This window comes from Pyrinomonadaceae bacterium, from assembly GCA_036277115.1.
Taxonomy (GTDB): Bacteria; Acidobacteriota; Blastocatellia; order Pyrinomonadales; family Pyrinomonadaceae; genus UBA11740.
This window is the reverse complement of record DASUNM010000002.1, coordinates 88,332-109,243: the sequence shown is the minus strand read 5'-3', so window position 1 is coordinate 109,243 and position 20,912 is coordinate 88,332. Positions and strand designations below refer to the sequence as shown.

Genomic DNA, 20,912 nt, shown 5'->3' with positions numbered 1-20,912 from the left:
TTGGGGCCTGAGGGCGCGAAAAACCTAAAACTTCCAGATCGCTCCTAATCCCGCGTCCCACATGCGCTTGTTCAGTGCAGGAATGTCTCGGTCGAGAATTTCGGTGGCTCGGGCTTTCAATGAAGCCCACTGCGCGTTCAACTCTCTCATCCGATCGAGCGACGGTTGATTGACTCTGGGTATGTCGCTCTCCGTCGCATTGATCATGAAAAGATAATTGGCGGTGAACTTGTTCGGAAAGTTCTCGACGTCGTCGTACGCCTTCGATTTACGCTGCACCATCTCTTCGTCCCACGCTTTCATCTTCCGGAGAAGCGCTTCGCTCTCCTTCTTAATTGCCGCGTACTTGTCGCCGGAGGGAATCGAGTTGATGAGGGACTCTAACTGTTTCTGTTTCTCGTAGAGGTCGTTCACCATTCGATGCATGGTCGCCAATTCAGTTTCCATGCTCAACATGGTGCTGTGGTACTCGCGGTACGTCGCCGCGTCAGTCGGATAGAGCGGGTTCGCGAGGATCTCGACTTCAGTCGAGAGAGTCTGGCTGCCACTCTTCAACGTGAGCGAGTATCTGCCCGGTGGAGCTTTGTGTCCTGCATAGCCGGCTTCGATGTAAACGCCTGGAATGCCCGGCATCGTCGCGTAACGCGTGTCCCAAACGAAACGGTTCAGGCCCTGCTTTTTTGGAAGCAGTGGTTCGGCTCGTGGACCGCCGTCCCAGCGCCTGAATTTCTCATCGCCTTTGGAAGAAAGAGTGCGCACGAGATTGCCCTCGGCGTCTTTGATCTCGAGCGAGATGTGCTCATCCTTTTTCAACTCTGGCAGGTGATAATGAATGACTACGCCCGTGGCCGGATTCACGCCACGGAAGGTGTTAGCGCCGGTGAAATCTTCGCTGGTGCCATCCTGTTCGCTGGAGCCATTTACGACATAGGGGTTCGCCGGCCGGTAGAGGCTGAAAGCCGGCGTGTCCTTCTTGTACTGGCGCAGCACATTCAAATCGTCAAGTATCCAAAACGATCGGCCCGAGGTCGCGGCGATCAGGTTTCCTTTGTGCACGCGCAGATCTGTTATCGGCGTAACCGGCAGGTTCAATTGAAATGGTGACCAGTTTCTACCGCCGTCCCACGAAATGAACACGCCGAGTTCCGTCCCGGCAAACAGCAGATCTTTGCGGACGTCGTCCTCGCGCACCACGCGCGTAAAAGCGTTCGCCGGAATGCCGTTGTCGATCTTCGACCAGGTCGCGCCATAATCAGTGGTCTTGTAAAGGCCCGGACGGTGATCGTTGAACTTGTAGCGCGTGGTCGCGATGTACGCAGTGGCTTTGTCGTACGGCGAAACCTCAATCGCATTGATGAGAGTCTCGGACAAACCGCGAGGCGTCACGTTCTTCCAATTAGCGCCGCCGTCTCGCGTTAAATACACCAGTCCGTCATCGCTGCCCGTCCAAATCACGCCCTTCTCGTGCGGCGATTCTGTGATGTACGCGAGGGTGCCGTAGTTCTCTGCGCCGACGGCTTCGTTGGTGTACGGGCCGCCGCCTTTCCCCTGCTTCTCTTTTTCGTTACGCGTCAGGTCGGGCGAAGCTTCCTTCCATGTCTTGCCCCAGTCGCTCGTCTTCAGAACGTACTGCGCGCCGTGATAGAAGGTGTTCGGTTCGTGCTTGCTCCAGATGATCGGCGCGTTCCAGTTGAAACGATACTTCAGATCCTTTGCGTCCATTCCCAGGTACTGGATGGGTGCGGCCATGATGCTGGTGCCGCCTTTTGCATTCACGTTTAGCACTTCGATGGTGCCCTGATAACTTCCCCCGAGGACGAGTTTCGGATCGTCAGGATCGAAGGCAAGGAAGGCGCTTTCTCCGCCGGCTGAGTAAGTCCAACTGTTAGTCGAAATGCCTCCGCCGCCAAGTTCGCGGTGGGCAATCGAGACTGAGGTGTTGTCCTGCTGTCCGCCGTAGATACGATACGGAAACTGATTGTCCACGTTGATGCGATACATCTGTGCCGTCGGCATATTGGTCTGCGTGCTCCACGTCTTGCCGCCGTTGAAAGTTATCGCCGCGCCCCCGTCGTTCGAGATGACGAAGTTCTTCGAATCGTCCGGATTGATCCATAGGTCGTGAAAATCGCCATGGGTGCCCGACAACGTTTCCCAGGTTCGGCCGCCATCGATGGATCGCAGCGCGGGCGCGCTTAACACATAGATGGTGTATTCGTCTTTCGGATCGATGAACAGCTCGATGTAGTACCAGGCGCGCTGCACGAGACGATGATCGTTCGTGATGCGGCTCCATTTCTTTCCGGCGTCGTTTGAAACGAACAGGCCACCCGCTTCTTTGTCGGAATCGCTCTCTATCAACGCATAAACTTTTTCCGGATTGGAACGGCTCACGGTGATCGACATCTTGCCCATTTCTTCCGGCAGGCCTTCCTTCAATCTTTCCCACGTCTCGCCCTGATCGGTCGATTTGTATAGTCCGCTGCCCGGGCCGCCGCTAATGACTTTCCAGGGCAAACGTCCGTGTTCCCACATCGCCGCGTAAAGAATTCGCGTATTCGTCATGTCCATGGACAATTCCGCCGCGCCGGTTTTGTCGCTCACGAACAGAACGTTCTTCCACGTCGCGCCGCCGTCAGTTGATTTGTAGATGCCGCGTTCCTTCGAAGAACTGTAAAGCGCGCCCTGCGCGGCGACGATGACAATGTTTGGATTCTTCGGATCAATGACGATGCGAGCGATGTGTTGCGTCGCATCAAGGCCCATCTTCTTCCATGTCTTGCCCGCATCGGTCGATTTGTAAACGCCATCGCCGTGGTGCGTCATCACGCCGCGCACTGCGTGCTCACCCATGCCGACGTAAACCACGTTCGGATCGCTTTCCGCGACGGCGATCGCGCCGACTGAACCCGTCTTGAAATAGCCGTCTGAAATGTTCCGCCAACTCAGGCCCATGTCGTCGGTCTTCCACACACCGCCACCGGTCGTGCCCATGTAGTACGTCTTCGGATCGCCTACGACGCCGGTGCTACTCACTGAGCGTCCGCCGCGAAACGGCCCGATGGAGCGCCACTTAAGCGATTTGAAAATCGCGTTGTAGTCATCAGCCGAAGGCGTCTGTCTGGTTTGCGCGGACAGGGTGGTCAGAAAAAAGCACAGGACGAGCAGGGAAAGGAGACGCTTGGTCATGGATTGATCCTCGAAGCAGCAAAATTTCGCGGGATGATACACCAATCGCTGAAGAGTTTGCAGGGAAACGTTTAGTGTCCGGGGTGTCCTACTTTGCGGCTTCGCCCAATAAGTCTTAGGTGATGCTAAATGCTCTTGATTGATCGCTGATCACTTCAGATCTGGCTGACAGTATTTCAACGAAGTCCCGATTTATCGGGACGGTTGTATTTAAGCCCAAGGCGAAGCTTTGGGCTTAGCTAAGACCGCTGCTACGCAGCTCGGCGAGTTTGTTCGCTCACCCCGGCTTATTAGGCTAGTTCGGAGGCGGGTGACGCCGCGATGGTTGAGTCAATATCCGGAAACGAGTTGCGTCCAAAGAAGACGTGCCACGCAAACGAACGCAACAGTGGCAGACGCATTACTCCGCACCCCAATTCAACCAGCGCTGGTTGGTTAATCGTCTTGAGCACGCGTCGCAACCAAAGACGCGAGATGAATCGCGCGCGAAACTGCTCACCGGAATATTTGGCGAGAGAACAACGTCCGGCCGTCCGTAGATAGTTGGTGATCTCGTTAGCAGCAAAAGTCGAGAGCCTCATGCAGGGATCGAGGCCACCGGCCGTCAGCGGGGAAACAGCACCGGCGGCGTCTCCGACCAACAAACCTTGCTCGTTCGCAATACGTCGCATGACGCCACCCACGGGTATGCGCCCGCCGCGCTTTTCCACGAACCTCGCATTCCTCAGATCAAGAATGCCGTTCAGACTTCCCTTGAATTCCTCCAAAGCTTCCTGCGGATCAAAGCGCGCTGAATAACCGCCGACGCCGACGTGTACCTGCTCTCCATCATGGACCGCCCATGCGAGATAACCCGGCGACAGCCGCGGATCAAGAAAACAGTGAAATCTCGGTGGGCCGTCCAGCGGCACGTCCTCGAGGACTTCCTCGATGCCGACAATCCATTCCCGATTTTGATCGAGCCCGAGGGCGCGCGCCACGCGCGAATTGGCGCCATCAGCGCCCACGATCAAACGCGTTCGCACCTGGTGCGTGGATCCCCGGCCCTCAAGATGCACAACGCGACCGGCTTCAGAGTCAGTCAGGCCGGTAAAACGAGTTTCCGGCATCCATTCGACGCCTGCCTCGAGACAGTGCTCCAGGAATCGTTCGTATAACAAACCCATCCGGCCCACCCGGAACTCATCGTGCGGACTTGAAAGCTCCATCGACCTCCGCGCCGGCGAATAAAGAGTGACGTGCCGCACGGGCGGACCGAGGCAATCTTCGGGAAACTTAAAGTCCTCAAGGGTCCGCCGCACGAAGATTCCGGTCGTATGTACTGAATGCGCGAGCGTCGGTTTTCGATCAACCAGCAGTATGCGAAAACCCTGCGCCGCCAACAGGCGCGAGCACTGTAATCCTGCCAAGCCGGCTCCGATCACCACTACGTCGAAAGTCTTCATCGCTGTCGAATATTAAAGCCTCGTGAAGAAGAATCTTCGGCCGTCGCGGGGTACGCAACAATGTGGGTGCCCACACCTGCGAGGTGTATGCGGACGGAGATCGGCTCGTGAGATTTGCGCGAGACTGAATTTGAATGTGGCCACAAATCGGTGGGAGACGGACGCGCCCGCTATGCATCCGCTGTCGCCGACTTCGAAAAACTGCACTGCTTGCCACAAGCGGACGGTCACGTAAAAAGCTAAGGCACGAGGACAACCTTGCCCGTGTTCTTACGCTGTTCCATGTGCCGGTGGGCGTCGGCGATTTGATCGAAAGGAAATGCTCGATCGACGTGCGGGCGAATCCAGCCTTCAGCGACACCGCGCATGATCTCCTGCGTCCAGTCGCGCACCTTTTCGCCTTCGCGCCACATGTGACCCAGATTCAGACCGAACACGCCTTTGTTTCTGTTCATCAGTCCAAGCGGACTAAAGCGGGGCATTTGCGCAATCGCTTTAAAGGCGCGCAGCTTGCCACGAATTCCTGAAGCCGAAGCCACCGACATTCCAAAGACGCCCATGCGACCCGTGGCGCGGAGGGCGCGATAACTTTTCTTCCAGCTGGGACCGCCTAACGGATCGATAACCAGTTCCACGCCCCGGCCGCCCGTCAGATCCATGAGCACCGGCAGCCAGTCCTGATTGCGATAGTCAATCGCATGATCCAATCCGCGCTGATAAAGAAACTCGTGCTTCCCGGGGCTGGCCGTGCCGATAGTGCGCGCGCCGATGTGTTTGGCAATGTCCAGGGCCGCTAATCCAACACCGCCCCCCGCGTTATGAATCAGGATGGCCTCGTCCTTCCTCAGACCGCCCATCGTCACTAGCAGCGCCCATGCCGTTAAGTAATTCACTGGAATGGCAGCGGCTGCTTCGAATGTGAGCGCGTCAGGTTTCGCAAACACTTGCGCGGCCGAAACGACGAGGAGTTCGGCCTGACCTTTGAAGCGCGTCATTGCGATGACGGCCTTACCCATCAGATTTCGATCGACACCTTCGCCCACGTCCTCGATAATGCCGGAAGCTTCATAACCCATTACGCAAGGCTTGGGAGGGCCGTCGGGGTACAAACCCTGACGCGCGAGGATGTCGGCAAAGTTCAGACCGGCGGCTTTCACGCGAATCAGGACTTCGCCCGCACCTGGTTTTGGATCGGGCGCCTCTTCAACGCGCATCACTCCAACGTCACCGTTTCCGGTGGTCACGATCTGTCGCATTTGTTCCCCCTTCGTGGTTTTGGTGCGAAAAGCTGAGCAAGATTACTCGCAAACCACGTCTTTGTCTTGCCACTCCGCGTGCGTTAGATTGACGGCACCAGTCTGGTTCGAAGAAGGAGATCCTTGATGCTGAGAAAATCATGTTCTTTACTGTTGGCCTTTTTGTTTTGTGGCTTCGCATGCTTGCCTGCACGCGCGCAAAACGCTCCGCACAATCTTGCGCATCTGACGGTTTACAACGCGAACATTGCAGAGTTTCTCGACGAGCGGATGATCGAGTTGCAGCCAGGGCGCAACACGATCGTTTGGCGCAGCTTGATGCCGCGCGCCAGCATCCGCACCGTGCGCGTCATCGCCGAGGACGCGGAAGTCTTACGGCAGGACGTGACCTATGACGGTCCACAGGTGAATAACGAAAAATCGCCGGTGTTGCATCTCGTCATTCAAAATCGCGGGCCTGCGGGGCGCAAACGAGTTCAGGTGGACTACCTCGCGCCGGGCATCTCATGGCAGGCGGATTACTTGCTGGTGTTGGAACCAACGGCCAAGGGCGCGCCACCCACCGCCGCGATGCTGGATTCGTGGGTGTCACTGAACAACAACACCGGCGTGGATCTCGACGCCGGGACAATCGATCTGGTAGCGGGCGAAATCTCGCTGTTGTCCGACGGATCAAGCGATGGTTACCGGCGGGAATACACGACGCAGGCGCAATCAAACATTTCCCGCCCGGACGAGGACCGGCCTAGTGGAACCTCATTCGCGGATGTCTCAACCCTGAGCGCCTTCGATCGCTTCACGCTCGGTAACAACATAAGTCTGAACGCCAATGCCATCATTAGCCGCTTTCCGATTTTTCAGCGCGCGCGGCTGGGGGTCGTCCAACGAAACATCTTCGAGAACACCTACGACGCGCAGACGATGGGACGCGGCGGCTTCATTCTGCTGCCGCGCGGGTTAGAAGTGCGGCTGGTATTGAAAAACTCTGCCGGCGCACCGATGCCCGCCGGACTGGTTACGATATATCAGCGCGAAGGCGCCATTTCGCAGATCGTCGGACAGGATCGCATCGGTTTCGTCCCGCCCAATGGGGAGTTCAGCCTGAGCCAGGGCCGTTCAACCACAATCTTCGGTACCCGGCGGATCTTGGAACGTCGGGTCGTAGACAAGCGCTTAGCAAATGAGAGCGATAACAAACTGGTGACGAGAGTCGAGATCGTTTTGATGAACCGGGGCTCTGCACCCGCCGAGGCTTTCGTGCGGGAGGGCATCGAACGTTACGACGACAACGAATGGAAGATCACCGAAAGTACCGTTGCCGCTGAGACCCTCGGCGCAAACACGGTCCAGTTCAAGGCAACAGTCCCCGCCGGTGGTAAGGTGACGATTACCTACACGGTCGAAAGTGACTAGACCGGCACAGACAGACACAAAAAGGCGCAGAGGGCATTGCCACTCCGCGCCTTTAATTTTTTTGGATTGAGTCCGCTTACGAGCCGGCCGTGGCCGTGTCACTCTTCTTCTTGTTCGGCTGCGGAACGACGCGCAGGTAAGGCTTGATCGTCTTCCAACCGTCCGGAAATTTTTCCTTCGCCGCTTCGTCGTTCAGCGCCGGCACGATGATTACGTCGTCGCCGTCTTTCCAATTCGCCGGCGTCGCGACACTATGATTCGCCGTCAACTGAATCGAATCGATCACGCGCAGAACTTCATCGAAGTTCCGGCCCGTCCCCATCGGATAGACGAACATCAGTTTGATCTTCTTGTCCGGCCCAATGACGAAGACGGTCCGCACCGTCATGTTGTCTGCCGCAGTGCGCCCTTCAGCAGTCCCGGACGTCGAGGCGGGTAACATGTCATAAAGCTTCGCCACGGCCAGGTCGGTATCACCGATCATCGGATAATTCGGCGCGTGACCAGTCGCATCTGCGATATCAGTCGACCAGCGCGCGTGGTTTTCGACCGGGTCGACGCTTAGTCCCATGACCTTCACGTTGCGCTTGTCGAATTCGGGCTTGATGCTGGCCATATAGCCGAGTTCAGTCGTGCAAACCGGGGTGAAATCCTTCGGGTGCGAAAACAAAACCGCCCAACTGTCGCCAATCCATTCGTGAAAATCGATTGATCCCTCAGTGGTTTGGGCCGTGAAATTCGGCGCCGTATCTCCTAAACGTAATGCCATGATGTACTCCTCCTAAAGAAACTTTTTTGAGAACGAAATGCTTCGGAAAGCTGATGATGACCGGGTTATGGTCAGCCTTTTATTCCCATTCGACGCTTAAGTCAAGCTGGTCCTCCGGCCCTAAACAGCCACAATCGCGATCTTGTTTTTGTCCGCGAGCTGACGCATCTGATCCCGTTCAAACATCAGAGTCTTCCCGGCGGTCAGACATAGACAGGTCGCGCCAGCCTCAATCATCGTTTGAATGGTTGAGAGGCCGACCACGGGCACATCGAATCGCATGTCCTGACCGGGTTTGGCGATCTTGACGACGGTTAACCGGCCACGCACCAGTTGGCCGGCGCGACTAATCACGGCGTCCGTGCCTTCCATCGCTTCAATCGCGACACACGCCCGATCGCGAACCACGATTGTCTGGCCGAGATCGAGCCGCGCAATTTCGTGCGCTACTTCGAGTCCGTATTCGATATCGCCCCGCTCGCGTTCGTCAGGTTTCCGTTTGGTCAGGCTCCCCGGTTGCGGCAGATGCTCCTGCAAAAAATAGGTGGAATCGATCAGCTCAATTCCTTCGCTGGCCAGTTCATTCGCGACCGCGCCGATCAAAGCGTCAGTGTTCTTGCGCGGCAGACGCAGAAGCATCTTAACCATGCGCAGATCGGGAATTGAGCTGCTGAAGATCTGAACGTGCTTGACCTGGCCGGCCATGATTGCCTTATCCACGCCTTCCTTTTTGAAAAAGCGCAGCATCTTGCCGAGCTGGCCGACACCAACCCAGGTTACATTGTCCGAAACTTTTTCGATTTGCGGATCGGTCTCTTCACGAATGGCGGCGACCGCGACCTGCGCGCCGGCTTTCTGCGCACCTTCAAGGACCAGGAACGGAAATGTACCGTTCCCCGCGATGAGTCCCAGCTTCATTGAACTGCCATTGCTTTCCGTAGCCCAGGCGTTTACGCCTGGGGAGAAACGAGCAAAAAACCGAGCCTCCTTTAGGAGGCTTCTAAGGCTAATTCAAAAAGCCCCATAAATGGGGCAGAAACTTTCGTCCACGCTTTCCCAGGCGTAAACGCCCGGGCTACGCAAAAGCTCAGAGTCTTACGCCTCGCCGTTTATCACTTCACTACTCCACGTTGCGAAGTCTCGATAAACGCGATCAGTTCCTCAACTTCGGGGATGCCACCAATCTCCGCGCGAATCCGTCCAACGGCTTGTGAAGTGTTGAGTTTTGCAGTCAGCAATAAGTGAAAGGCGTGATGGAGCGCGTCCATCGTCTCACGCGAGTAGCCGCGCCGGCGCATGCCGACTTTGTTCAAGCCATAACACTTTGCGTGATTGCCCACCGTGAGCGCGAAGGGCAGAGCGTCTTTCACCACCACCGAGTAGCCACCGACATAGGCCTCACGGCCGACGCGACAGAACTGGTGCACGCCTGAGTACGCGCCGATGTTGGCGCTGTCCTGCACGATAACGTGGCCCGCAAGCGTTGCCGCGTTGGCCATGATCACGTTATTGCCGATCAGGCAATCGTGCGCGATGTGCGTTTGCGCCATCAGGAAGCAATCGTCTCCGGTGCGCGTGATGCCGCCACCGCCTGTGGTCCCGCGATGAATGGTAACGAATTCACGGATGCGATTGCGGCGGCCAATTTCAGTCTCAGTATCTTCGCCGGCAAATTTCAGGTCCTGCGGCGGCAGGCCAATTGAGACAAACGGATAAATGTGTGTTTCATCGCCGATGCGCGTGCGCCCGTCGATCACACAGTGCGAGTCGATGCGCACCCCGTGGCCGAGTTCAACGTCGTCGCCAATCGTCACGTACGGGCCGATGTAGCAGCCGTCGCCGATGCGCGCGCGTGGGCTGACGATGGCAGACGAATGGATCTGATTCGATTGCGACTGTTTCTCGCTTTGCATGAATGGAGAACTCATCGTGGGGTTTACGGTTCTCGATCGGCGATGACGCTCGTAAGTTCGGCATCCGCGCAAATCTGTCCGTCGACTTTTGCTTCGCCGCGCATGCGCTGAATGCGCGAGCCGGTCCGCAACGCCGTCACTTCCAGCACCAGGGTGTCGCCGGGCACCACCGGGCGTCGAAAGCGCGCTTCCTTTATGCCGGTAAAGAGCACCAGCTTTTGATCGCGATTTTCGATTTCACGCAGCGCCAGGATCGCGCCGCATTGAGCGAGCGCTTCAATTACCAGAACGCCGGGCATTACCGGCGCGCCCGGAAAGTGGCCCTGAAAATATTCTTCGTTGATGCTGACTTGTTTGATCCCGACGACGCGCGTGCGGGGAATGAGTTCGATGATCCGATCGACGAGCAAAAACGGATAGCGGTGCGGGAGGAGTTTTTTTATTCCTTCAGAGTCGAGAACGGTTTCCATTGGAAAGCTCATTTTCCATTTGTCATTTTCTATTTTTCATTTGCTCATTGGCACCACAGCATCTGCTGACCGGGCAATGGCAAATGAAAGCTGTCAAATGACGAATGGGAAATGGTTAGTTACCGGGGCGTTGCTGCTGTAGTCGCCGGGTTTCGGCGGTTGTAATCCGCGATGAACGCCTTGGTTATGTCGATGGTATCGGCAGCGTAAACCAGCGGCACCTGAGTCCCATCGATAATCATGGTAATGCCATTCGCCTTGCCGAACACGTCGAGTGCCTTGCCGACATCTTCCTGTAACGGCATCAGCAATTCGCCGCGGCGTCTTTGATAATTTAGCCGGGCGTCTTCACCCTTGCGATCGTAAGCCTTCTTTTGGGTGTCAAACTGTTCAATCTTCGCCTGAATCTGCTGCGGAGTAGCGGGCGTCGTGCCTCCCTGCATCTTCTTGATCTCTTCCTGCAGGGCGTTCAATCTTTGCGCCGTCTGGTTCAGTTCGTTTTGAATCGGCTGAAACTCGGCGTTCAGTTTGGTAACAGTCGCAGCAAACCGGGTGATGCCCTCTTTCGCATCCTGGAAGGCTCCGGAATAGATGACCGCGATCTTGCTGCGCGGTACCGCCGCCGTTTGTGGTGGGGCCGAAGTGGTCGTGCCGGGCGTCTGGGCAGACGCGGCTGCTGAGATCGTAACGAGCAAAAGTGGCAACAAAATTCGTTTCATGGTTAGTTACTTAACGGCGAAATGCGGAGAGAGGCAACCGGCCAATCTCCGCATCTGTTCGGTTCCTCAAGCTCCGGTTACTTCGGCGCTGTCAACGACGCGGTGGCCGGGTTCTTACTGTTGAATTCAGTAATGAAGGCGCGCGTGATGTCCATCGCGTCCGCCGCGCTCACGATACCCTGAACTTTCGTGACATCCAGAATCAGGGTTATGCCCCGAGCCTTGGCAAAAACGTCGAGCGCTTTGCCGATGTCTTCGTAAATTGGACCCAGGACTTCCTCAAGACGCTTATTGAAAGCCGCCTGCGCGTCTTCACCCTTGCGCTTAAAGTCTGTTTCCATCACGGCGATGCGGTCCTGCTGCTGTTGAGTAACCTTCGCATCCTGTACCGGAGCAGCCTTCTGCAAATCGCTTTTAGCTTTTTCGATTTGTTGTTGCAGGTTCTGCAGCTCGGTCTGGCGCGGCTGAAACTCAGCATTCACTCTCTTCAGTGCGCTGACGAACTTGGCGATGCCTTGCTTCTCATCGGCGAAGGCCGAGCTATCGATCAAAGCGACTTTGCTATCCGGGACGCTGACCGTTGATGGAGCGGTGGGCCCGGGGGTAGCGGCTGGCCGCGGTTGCGTGCCGGTGCCGGCGGCCGGGCGCGTCTGCGCGGAAACCGAAGCGACCGTCAATGCCACGAAAAAAGCGACCGCGGCTGTCGCACGAATTACTTTCATAACCTGTCGTACTACTCCTTAAATTCAAGAGGCGATTGGAACTGAAAACTTAGTTGTCCTGATCGCCGGATTGGTTTGCCTCTGCGGCTTAAGCGTTGACGTTCTGAAACTAGAAGGTGCGGCCGACGCTAAACCGAAACGTGGTTTTCTTCTCGTTGAAAATAAACGGCACGCCGTCAATAATCTGGAAGTCGCCGCGCGCCCTCGGATTATACGCATAAATCAGCCGAAAAGGCACGTTTAGAACCGGCACTTGCACCCGCAGCTCGCCCCCGATACTGGTGTGAAAATCGCTGATTTTGGCGAACTTGGCTTCACCCAGACGCGCGACGGTCGTCGTCTGCGCCTCGCCGCGAAAGAATACCGGCTGAAATCCCGGCGGAAGCCCTGTTGCCGGGTTAATTATCCCAACCTGATTCTCGTCAAGTTCCGTCTGCGTTACGAGGCGATTGTCTCGCGCGACGAGAGCGCCGAAGAAAGGTTGAACCGCCAATTGTGGATTCTTGCAGAAAACCAGCGAACTGAGGGTGACGGGTAGAGTCGCGAGGGGCCCAAACCTGGGGCAAGGCACCGAGCCGACGGTTTGTAGAAACGGCAGATCCGGTAGAAACTCGCTGGAAAAACTTTGGTCGCCACCGGTGCGCCAATTGAAAGACGATCCAATGTCAGCAAACAAGGCGGCCGAGACCGTACTGCCAAAGATGGGAATGCGATACTCAAAATTCCCAAGCAGTTGGGAATCGCCACCCAGGCGGAAGTAACTTCGGCCGAGCTGCGCCACGTTGTTTCCTTCCGGTCCGGTGAACAATCCCATCAGAGCCAACTGCGGCGGCAGTCCCGCGGAAGCGGCCGGGCCTGACGAGTTGGTGGCGATCACAACGTTTTGCGAAGTTATATAAGTGTCGAGCGGATAGAACGGGCTGATACCTCGCGGTGGATACCCGCGAATCGAAAACTCATCGCCGAGGAAGTAGCGCTCGTAAACCGGGACGCCGTCAACAAACGCGAGCGAGTTGGCGCCGCTGACTTTATTGGAAATCGCGAATGCGCCAACGGTGCCGGCCTGAATGCGGAATGCGAAGACCTGCGGGTTATTGCTCTTCTTGTTGCGGATCGGATAAAACTGAGTGAATTCAACCGTCGGTTGATACGTGCGCACGTCGCCGAGCAATCCGGCGAAGGCCAACCCCACCGACAACGAACGGCCCGAGGTCGCGTCGATGCCGCCTTTGTAATCGCGCACGTCGTAGGCAAACGTTCCGGTAATGCGGCTCGTGATGATGTTCGGCTGCCGGTAAACGATGGGAATGAACGCTTCCGCCACCCCGCTCTCGTTAACTTCCGGATCTTTCGTGCTGGACATGCTGAACAGGTACGAAAGTCCGACCCGCGAAAATTGCGTGAACGGCCGTTTGCGATAGAACTCAGACAGCGGCGAACTAGCGAAGACTGAAACGCCGTACGAGTCGCGGGTGAAGAGGTTTTCTGAACTGGCCTGCGCAAAGTCCAAAGCCGAGCCGAATAGCCCCTGTTGCGCGTCGATGTTCGAGGAAAGCGCCGTGCCTTCGCCAAAAAACTTCTGCGAATAGGCGAAGATAGAAAAGCCTGCGGTAATGGGTCGGTTCTTGATGTACGGCTCGGTAAACGAAAGGCTGAAGCTGCGCTGGCGATTGCCCGCCGCCAAATCAATTGAGAGCACTTCGCCCCGGCCGAACAAGTTGTTCGTCGCGTAGTGCAGACCGAAAAACGACCCGCCGATGCCCGATATGCCGCCGTTGAAGGAAATTTCCTGGCGGCCTTTCTCCGAAACTTTCAGAGTGATATCAACCAGCGCTTCTTCTTCATTAGTGCGATAGTCGGCGTCCTTGTCCTTGTCGATCGGGTTGAAGTAGCCCAGCTGGTTCAACCGAATGATCGAATACTCGAAGTTGTTCTGGTTGTAGATATCGCCTTCGTTGATCAGCACTTCACGACGAAGCACGTTGTCGCGCGTGAAGGTGTTGCCCGTGAACTCGAGCCGGCGCAACGTAAACTGCTTGCCTTCGTCGATCGTAACTAGAAAATCCGCGACGCCTTCATCGGGCTTCTGCGGATTATCTTTAAACGTCGGTTGAATTTCAGCCGTGTATTGAATAAAGCCCTGCGCGCCGTAAGCCTTCTTCAAATTCTCGTACAGCGCCTTGCTGATCGCCTCGCCGTTTGCGATGTCGCCTTTCTGAAGACCAATCACGGCCTTGATGAACTCTTCGGAGTAAATCGAGTTGCCTTCGATCTTCATGTCGCCGAGGCGAAACAGTTTTCCTTCGTTGATGGGAACCGTGATGCGCAGCACGTCATCCGTAGAAGAGAGGAAGGGCAAGGGCAAAATCGGAAAGCCCGTGCGGCGACGGCCGAGGCCTTCGATGCGCGGCTCGCCGTGGCGCGCCTGCAGATAACCTTTCGACCGCATAAAGTTATCAACCATATGCAGGTCATAGTCGAGCTTCTCACGATGCAGAATGTCTTGTTCTTTAATTCGTGAGAACAGGCCGGCTTCTTTAACGTACTTCATCTGGCTGCGAAGCTGCCCGCTCTTAAAAACTTTGCTGCCCTCAAACTCAATCTCCGCCACACGCACGCGCGCGCCTTCGTCAATGCGGAAGGTGATCGCCACTGACGTCGCCGAAATCTGCTCTTTCTCTTCGGTGATGACCGCGTTCGGGTAGCCCTTGGCGGCAAGCAATTGCTTTAGTACGCGGATCGCATTGCGAGCTTTGACCGGATCGTAGATGGCTTCTTTGGAAACCCCGACGCGCTGCTCACGAAATGCTTTTAAGACATCTGACTCAGGAACGCTGCTGAGGCCGGCGAAAATAATGTCGCGCAGGATCGGGAGTTCTTTGACATAAAACGTAACGACAACGCCGCCTCGCGGTCCAACCTCTTCGGTGACTCGCGTTTCGACCTTATCAAAGAACCCGTACGAGAGAAGTGCCTGCAGATCCCGCTGCACCTGGGCCGGGTTATAGACGTCGCCGGGACGGGTCTGTACGTAATAAAGGATGTCGTCTTTGCGCAGCCGGCGATTGCCGATGATGTCTACGCTTTCAACGATACGTTGCTGCGGGTCTTGGGCGTACGCGGTTTTCGCGAAAGCCAGTGAAGAAATGCAGATGATGGCGCTCAGAAAAGCGAGCCAAACAACGCGATATGAATGCATAGGTGCCGGTCCCTGGAGGTCTCTTCCGGATACTTATTAGTCAATCCATCTGAGTTTCCAGATGGGGCAAAGCAAGAGCGCTAGTTTGTGCCATTCCACGCCGACGAGCAATCGGGGTTCCGGCACTTAAATTAATCAGCGTTTACTGGGAAAACCGTAACACAAACCTGGGCGTCGCGCAGCCTGGGGAGCACTTGGATTCACCGCCGCCTTCGCTCGTTGCCAGTTTTCAGCTCAACAAAGTGGCGCATTATACCGGCAAAATAAAGCGAAAGTCCAAAGTGGAGCACACTTTGGACAATAGAAACACTTGAATTGCAGTGCGTCTTTACTGCGTCAGCAGCAAATCGCTGGGCTGCTCGACTCCGTTTTCATCGATCATGATCGAGCGAAAGCCGAGTTCGCCACTCTCAACATACATTTCCACCAGCGACGCCTCTCCGAGCTGGCCCTGAATCAAGGCTTCCGAAAGCGGATCTTCGACGTATTTCTGCAGCGCGCGGCGGAGCGGGCGCGCGCCGTATGAGCGATCGGCGCAGGTCTTGTCGAGTATCCAGCGCTTCGCATCGTCAGCCAGGCGAACGATAAAGCCGTGATTCGTCATCGTCCGGTTAATCTGATCCACTTGCAGCTGCAACACGTCGAGCAGATCCGGATCGCCGAGTTCGTCGAACACAATAATCTCGTCGAGCCGGTTGATGAACTCAGGATTGAAGGTCTGGCGCACCGAACTCATCACCATTTCTTCCATCTTCGTCCTCGACATGTCGGCGGTCCCCTGGAAACCGAGCGATGCTCTCTTCTGAATGAAGCGCGCGCCGATGTTCGACGTCATGATGATGATGGTGTTCTTGAAATCAACGGTGTTGCCGAGCGCGTCGGTCAGGATTCCGTCTTCAAAGACCTGGAGCAAAATGTTGAAGATGTCCGTGTGCGCCTTTTCGATTTCATCGAACAGCAACACGGCATAGGGCGAGCGCTTCACGCGTTCCGTCAGTTGCCCGCCTTCTTCATGCCCGACGTAACCCGGCGGAGAGCCGATTAATTTGGAGACAGAATGCTTCTCCATGAACTCGGACATGTCGAAGCGAATCATCGCGCGCTCGCTGCCGAACAGAAACTGCGCGAGTGACCGGGCCACTTCCGTCTTGCCGACGCCCGTGGGCCCCAGAAACAGGAACGACCCGACGGGCCGGTGCGGGTTCTTCAAGCCTGCGCGCGAGCGTCGAATGGCGCGCGCGAGCGCCGAGATTGCCGGGCGCTGTGAAACGACGCGTTTGTGCAACTCGATTTCGATGCGAAGAAGTTTCTTTGACTCGCCCTCTTTCAGCGACGTGATGGGGATGCCGGTCCACCGCGCAATCACCTCTTCAACGTCGCCGCGCGTCACCTCGCCTACCACGATGGGATCTTCTTCTTCGATGGGCGCTTGCGCGCGGCCGTAGGTAGCGCGCTCCCATTCGGTTAACGACGCAGTCAACGCATCGATGCTTCCCTGCTCAGCGCGCACGCGCAGCTTCACTCGCGCTCCCGCTTCGTCGATCACGTCGATAGCCTTATCCGGCAGGAAACGATCGGGAATATAGCGGCTTGACTGGATCACAGCGGCGGCCAGCGCATCATCGGCGTAATGCACCTGGTGAAAACTCTCGTAGCGCTCGCGCACGCCGGACAAAATCTCGATCGCTTCAACCTCGGATGGCGGTGCAACCTTGACGGCCTGAAAGCGTCGTTCCAGCGAGCGGTCGCGTTCGATCGATTTGCGAAACTCCGCCGGTGTGGTGGCGCCGATGCACTGAATCTCGCCGCGCGAGAGCGCCGGCTTCAGGATATTCGCCGCATCAAGCGACCCTTCCGCCGAGCCCGCGCCCACCAAAGTATGCAGCTCGTCGATGAACACGATGTACTGCGGATTGTCGATCAACTCGCGCATGATTTGCTTGAGCCGCTCTTCGAACTGACCCCGATACTTCGTACCCGCGACGATCAAACTGATGTCGAGCGAGAGAATGCGTTTGTTCTCGAGGAACGATGGCACCTCGCCGCGCACGATGCGCTGCGCGAGGCCTTCGACGATTGCAGTTTTGCCGACGCCAGGTTCGCCGATCAGAACCGGGTTATTCTTGGTGCGCCGGCAAAGAATTTGCACCACTCGTTCGATCTCGGGCTCACGGCCGATCAACGGATCGAGGCGATCGTTGGAAGCGTCTTCCGTCAGATCGCGCGAAAACTCGAGCAGGTGCGGAATGTCTTTGCGATGACGCGCGTCGGCGCCGCTCTGTCGCGCGATCTCGTCGCGCACCGCGTTCAGGCGCAAGCCGCGCTCGAATAGAATCTGCGCCGCCATCGAACGTTCTTCACGCAAAAGTCCGAGCAGCAAATGCTCTGTGCCGATGTGCCGGTGCTGCAGGCGATCAGATTCCTCATGCGAGTAATGCAGCACACGCTTCGTTTCCGGCGCCAAAGGTAATTCGACGGAAGTTGGAATCCGTTCGCGCAGCAACGTGCGGCCTTCAATCTCCCGGCGGATTGCTTCGATGGTGATCTGCGCGCGCGGGAAGAAGCGCCCGGTGAGCGTCTTGTCCTCGCGCATCAGGCCGAGCAGCAGATGCTCCGGCTCAATCGCGGGCGCGCCGAATTGCGACGCTTCGTAGCGAGCGAAAAAAATTACCCGTCGCGCTTTTTCTGTGTAGCGTTCGAACATTCGTCTAATTAGTTATGATTGCCGCGGCGTGGCCTGCCACCTCCACGCGCGGGCATTATAACCTAACCACCAAACCCTAAGAAGCCTTTCAATTCCGAAGCCATCGGTTGCGGGGTTAGATGCGCGTATTACCACGCGCGCTTCTCCATCTTAATTTGGCATTCGGTCCATCGCTTAATCACGATGCGTGGTTGAAATGTGGAACCCGTTCCTCGGCTGCGAAACTACCCTTCCCTGCTGGTCGGCGAGCCAGTTAGTTTGACTGCCACCTCGGTCAGCGTGACGAGATTGTGATTGAACCGCGCGGTCGAACTCAGCCCTAATTGCCTCTCTGCTAACGACTTAACTATTTCCAATCAGATGGCACGACCTTCGCACAAGGAATCGCGCCCGTGGAGTGTGGTCTGCGAGCCATGTTCAGGATGCGAAGGATTGAATCAATGATGAGAACACGAACTGCCCCCGCAGTTGCCTTGCTAGTGGTTACGGCTTTACTGCTTTCGATGTCCGCCGGTTTCGGCCTCACCCGAGCCGCAAACGCCCAAGTCTCAGTACCCACGCTTTCGAAGGATGATGCACGCGCCGTGCTTTTCGCGTATGCGACGGACCTTTCCGAGGAAGCGTCGCAAGGAAAGTTCGAATCCGTTCGCGGCTTCGACGCGGAAATCGATAGCGTTATTGATAATCTGGCGAACACTTCAGCGAGAGCGCCGGTGGTGATTGGCGCCTCTGACGTTGATCGCGCGTCGGTCGCACGCGGCGTTGCCTTGCGTATAGCGTCCGGCAATGTCCCCCTGCACCTGCAGGGAAAGCGGGTATTTAGCCTGAACCTCGACGCGCTTGCGAAAGACGCAAAAACGTCCGAGGACTTCAATCTGCGCATTCATTCTGTGTTCGCCGCAGCCGCGGCCACACATGACACAATTATTCTCTTCGTCGATCAGCTGCATCAATACGCGGGCGCACGCGCCACGGCCGCAGCCACCGCGACCGTGCGATCGGCAATAACCGCGAACCACATTAGCGTCATTGGTGGCGCCAGTCCCGAAGCCTACGACTCTTACATCGGCACAGACGAAACGGTCGCCGTCCTTTTCGAAACCATATCTCTGGACGCAGTTGATTCTGCTGAAAACACAAACTCACTCAAAGACAAACGTAAGAGCCCAATCAACCAGAACTTCGAAGGCGAGAAGATCGCGCCTGACATGCGCGACTTGATGGCGTCCGCCGGCCCGAATGGCCAGGTGTCTGCAATTGTGCAGGTCAGTGATGTCAATAGTCGCCAGGTTCGCGCGCTGTTGGCGCGGTACGGAGTTGCCATCGGTGATGGCATGCCGAACCTCGGTGCGATGAAAGTCGATCTGCCGGTCGCAGCAATCGATCCGCTCATGAAGAGCAACTCGATGAATTACATCTCTCCGGATGTAAAGGTGGAGAGTCTTGGTCACGTCACTGCGACGACAGGAACAGATCAGGTTCGCAACGCGCCGGGACTTCTCGCCGGCTTGCTGGGCGCGACGGCCATCGATGGAAAGGGTGTGGGCATTGCGGTGCTGGACTCCGGTTTGGATTCAAGCCACCTGGCATTCACGACCGGGACAAACCGAGTCAAATTCAGCAAGGATTTTACCGGAGAGAAGAACACTGCGACGGACCCCTACGGGCACGGTACTCACGTCGCGGGCTCGGCCGCCGCCGCCAGTTACTCGGACGGAACAAAATATCAGGGTATAGCGCCGGGGGCCTCAGTAATTAACCTCCGCGTTTTGAACAAGAACGGTGTCGGAACGGCTTCAGGATTACTGAGCGCGCTCAACTGGATTCTCAGCCCTGCCGATCCCACCAAAGCGGTTAGTTCGACGAATCCATTGAATAAGGACAAGTACAACATTCGCATCGTTAACATGAGCCTTGGGGCGCCAGCCATTAGCAGCTACAAGAACGATCCGATTTGCCGCGCCTCTCGCGCACTGGCCGATGCTGGCATCGTGGTGGTAGCGGCCGCCGGGAACAACGGCAAGGACGCGAGCGGTCGAAAAATCTATGGACAGATTCATGCGCCGGGCAATGAGCCCTCCGTGATCACCGTCGGCGCCACGAACACGTTTGGCACTGATGTGAGAAGTGATGACGGCGTCGCTACCTACAGCTCGCGCGGGCCGACGCGGAGCCGTTGGACTGATGCCAACAAGACGACTCACTACGACAATATTCTAAAGCCGGATATCGTTGCTCCTGGTAACAAGTTGATCTACGCCGAGTCCGACGCCGGCAGCTCGGGTTTGCTGGGCACGGGACTCCTGGGAAGCGTGGACAAGAATTACCTCGTCACCAAGTATCCCACTCTGGATGCGGGCGTATCGAACAACGAGAACCGCCGATTGATGTACCTCAGCGGCAGCTCAATGGCGACCCCGATCGTTTCCGGCATTGCCGCCATGATGTTGCAGGTTAATCCGAAGCTCACGCCCAACATGGTCAAGGCGATGCTGATGTATTCGGCGCAACCACTGCGGGGCTGGAACACGTTCGAGCAGGGCACCGGTCAAGTGAATGCTGAAGGCGCAGTGCGACTTGCCAAACTGGCGCGCACCGATTTCAGCACGACAACGAGGCCCGGCGATCCGCTACTCACCGTAACGACGGCGCCCACTCCCAGCACGACTATCGCCGGCCAAAAGGTTAACTGGTCCCAGGGAATCATCTTCGAGCACTGGTGGGCCAGGGGCTCGGCTTTGATTACGAAGTATCAGAGCTATTACGCGAAGGGCGTGGTGCTCGGCGACGGCGTCGTGCTCGGAGATGGGGTTGTCCTTGGGGATGGAGTGGTCATCGGCGACGGTGTCGTGATTGGCGATGGCGTGGTCCTTGGCGACACAATTTTCAAGAGCGACGGCGTGGTCATCGGTGACGGCACTATGTTTTGCAGCGGCATTCTGCTAGGTGACGGTGTCGTTATCGGCGATGGCGTAGTTATCGGTGATGGCATCCTCCTGGGCGATGGTGTGGTAATCGGCGATGGCGTAGTTATCGGCGATGCTATCTGGGCGATGTCTTTACAAGCGATGATCTACGGTGATCCCGGTCCCTCAATGCGGCCCTAGGTCCGC

The 20,912-nt window shown here is 56.7% G+C and carries 13 protein-coding genes; 2 read left to right on the top strand and 11 right to left on the bottom strand.

Annotated elements, in window-relative coordinates:
- Positions 1-24 precede the first annotated feature (24 nt).
- The 3 genes from VFX97_00545 to VFX97_00535 form a co-directional block, all read right to left on the bottom strand.
- A complete protein-coding gene (locus VFX97_00545; protein ID HEX5701687.1) occupies positions 25-3,189 on the bottom strand; it encodes a hypothetical protein in 3,165 nt (1,054 codons plus the stop codon).
- 290 nt (positions 3,190-3,479) lie between these two features.
- Positions 3,480-4,634, bottom strand: coding sequence for an NAD(P)/FAD-dependent oxidoreductase (locus tag VFX97_00540; protein ID HEX5701686.1), 1,155 nt, complete (start codon positions 4,632-4,634; stop codon positions 3,480-3,482).
- A 239-nt stretch (positions 4,635-4,873) separates the two neighbouring features.
- Complete coding sequence (locus VFX97_00535; GenBank protein HEX5701685.1) at positions 4,874-5,890, bottom strand: medium chain dehydrogenase/reductase family protein; 1,017 nt, start codon at positions 5,888-5,890, stop codon at positions 4,874-4,876.
- A 126-nt stretch (positions 5,891-6,016) separates the two neighbouring features.
- Here VFX97_00535 and VFX97_00530 point away from each other — a divergent pair, with 126 nt between their 5' ends.
- Positions 6,017-7,303: a hypothetical protein gene (locus VFX97_00530; protein ID HEX5701684.1), complete on the top strand. Its 1,287-nt coding sequence runs from the start codon at positions 6,017-6,019 to the stop codon at positions 7,301-7,303.
- Between the two features lie 76 nt (positions 7,304-7,379).
- On the opposite strand, the gene VFX97_00525 is transcribed toward VFX97_00530, so the two are convergent.
- The 8 genes from VFX97_00525 to VFX97_00490 all read right to left on the bottom strand — a co-directional run bounded on the left by VFX97_00525 (position 7,380) and on the right by VFX97_00490 (position 17,799).
- Positions 7,380-8,072, bottom strand: coding sequence for a peroxiredoxin (locus VFX97_00525; protein ID HEX5701683.1), 693 nt, complete (start codon positions 8,070-8,072; stop codon positions 7,380-7,382).
- Between the two features lie 120 nt (positions 8,073-8,192).
- Positions 8,193-8,990: a UDP-2,3-diacylglucosamine diphosphatase LpxI gene (gene lpxI / locus VFX97_00520; GenBank protein ID HEX5701682.1), complete on the bottom strand. Its 798-nt coding sequence runs from the start codon at positions 8,988-8,990 to the stop codon at positions 8,193-8,195.
- Positions 8,991-9,184: 194 nt separating this feature from the next.
- Positions 9,185-10,000: an acyl-ACP--UDP-N-acetylglucosamine O-acyltransferase gene (lpxA, locus tag VFX97_00515; GenBank protein ID HEX5701681.1), complete on the bottom strand. Its 816-nt coding sequence runs from the start codon at positions 9,998-10,000 to the stop codon at positions 9,185-9,187.
- Positions 10,001-10,008: 8 nt separating this feature from the next.
- Complete coding sequence (fabZ, locus tag VFX97_00510) at positions 10,009-10,455, bottom strand: 3-hydroxyacyl-ACP dehydratase FabZ (protein HEX5701680.1); 447 nt, start codon at positions 10,453-10,455, stop codon at positions 10,009-10,011.
- A 119-nt stretch (positions 10,456-10,574) separates the two neighbouring features.
- Entirely contained in the window at positions 10,575-11,174 is a 600-nt protein-coding gene (locus VFX97_00505) for an OmpH family outer membrane protein (GenBank protein HEX5701679.1), read from the bottom strand.
- Between the two features lie 77 nt (positions 11,175-11,251).
- Positions 11,252-11,896, bottom strand: a complete 645-nt coding sequence (locus tag VFX97_00500) for an OmpH family outer membrane protein (protein ID HEX5701678.1) — start codon at positions 11,894-11,896, stop codon at positions 11,252-11,254.
- A gap of 109 nt (positions 11,897-12,005) precedes the next feature.
- The gene (gene bamA, locus VFX97_00495) at positions 12,006-15,095 is read right to left on the bottom strand and encodes an outer membrane protein assembly factor BamA (protein HEX5701677.1); all 3,090 of its coding nucleotides are present in this window, start codon (positions 15,093-15,095) and stop codon (positions 12,006-12,008) included.
- Positions 15,096-15,423: 328 nt separating this feature from the next.
- Positions 15,424-17,799: an ATP-dependent Clp protease ATP-binding subunit gene (locus tag VFX97_00490; GenBank protein ID HEX5701676.1), complete on the bottom strand. Its 2,376-nt coding sequence runs from the start codon at positions 17,797-17,799 to the stop codon at positions 15,424-15,426.
- A 440-nt stretch (positions 17,800-18,239) separates the two neighbouring features.
- On the opposite strand from VFX97_00490, the gene VFX97_00485 reads away from it, so the two are divergent.
- Positions 18,240-20,906 carry a S8 family serine peptidase gene (locus tag VFX97_00485; protein ID HEX5701675.1) on the top strand — a complete coding sequence of 889 codons (2,667 nt, stop codon included), beginning with the start codon at positions 18,240-18,242 and terminating at the stop codon, positions 20,904-20,906.
- Positions 20,907-20,912: the final 6 nt, after the last annotated feature.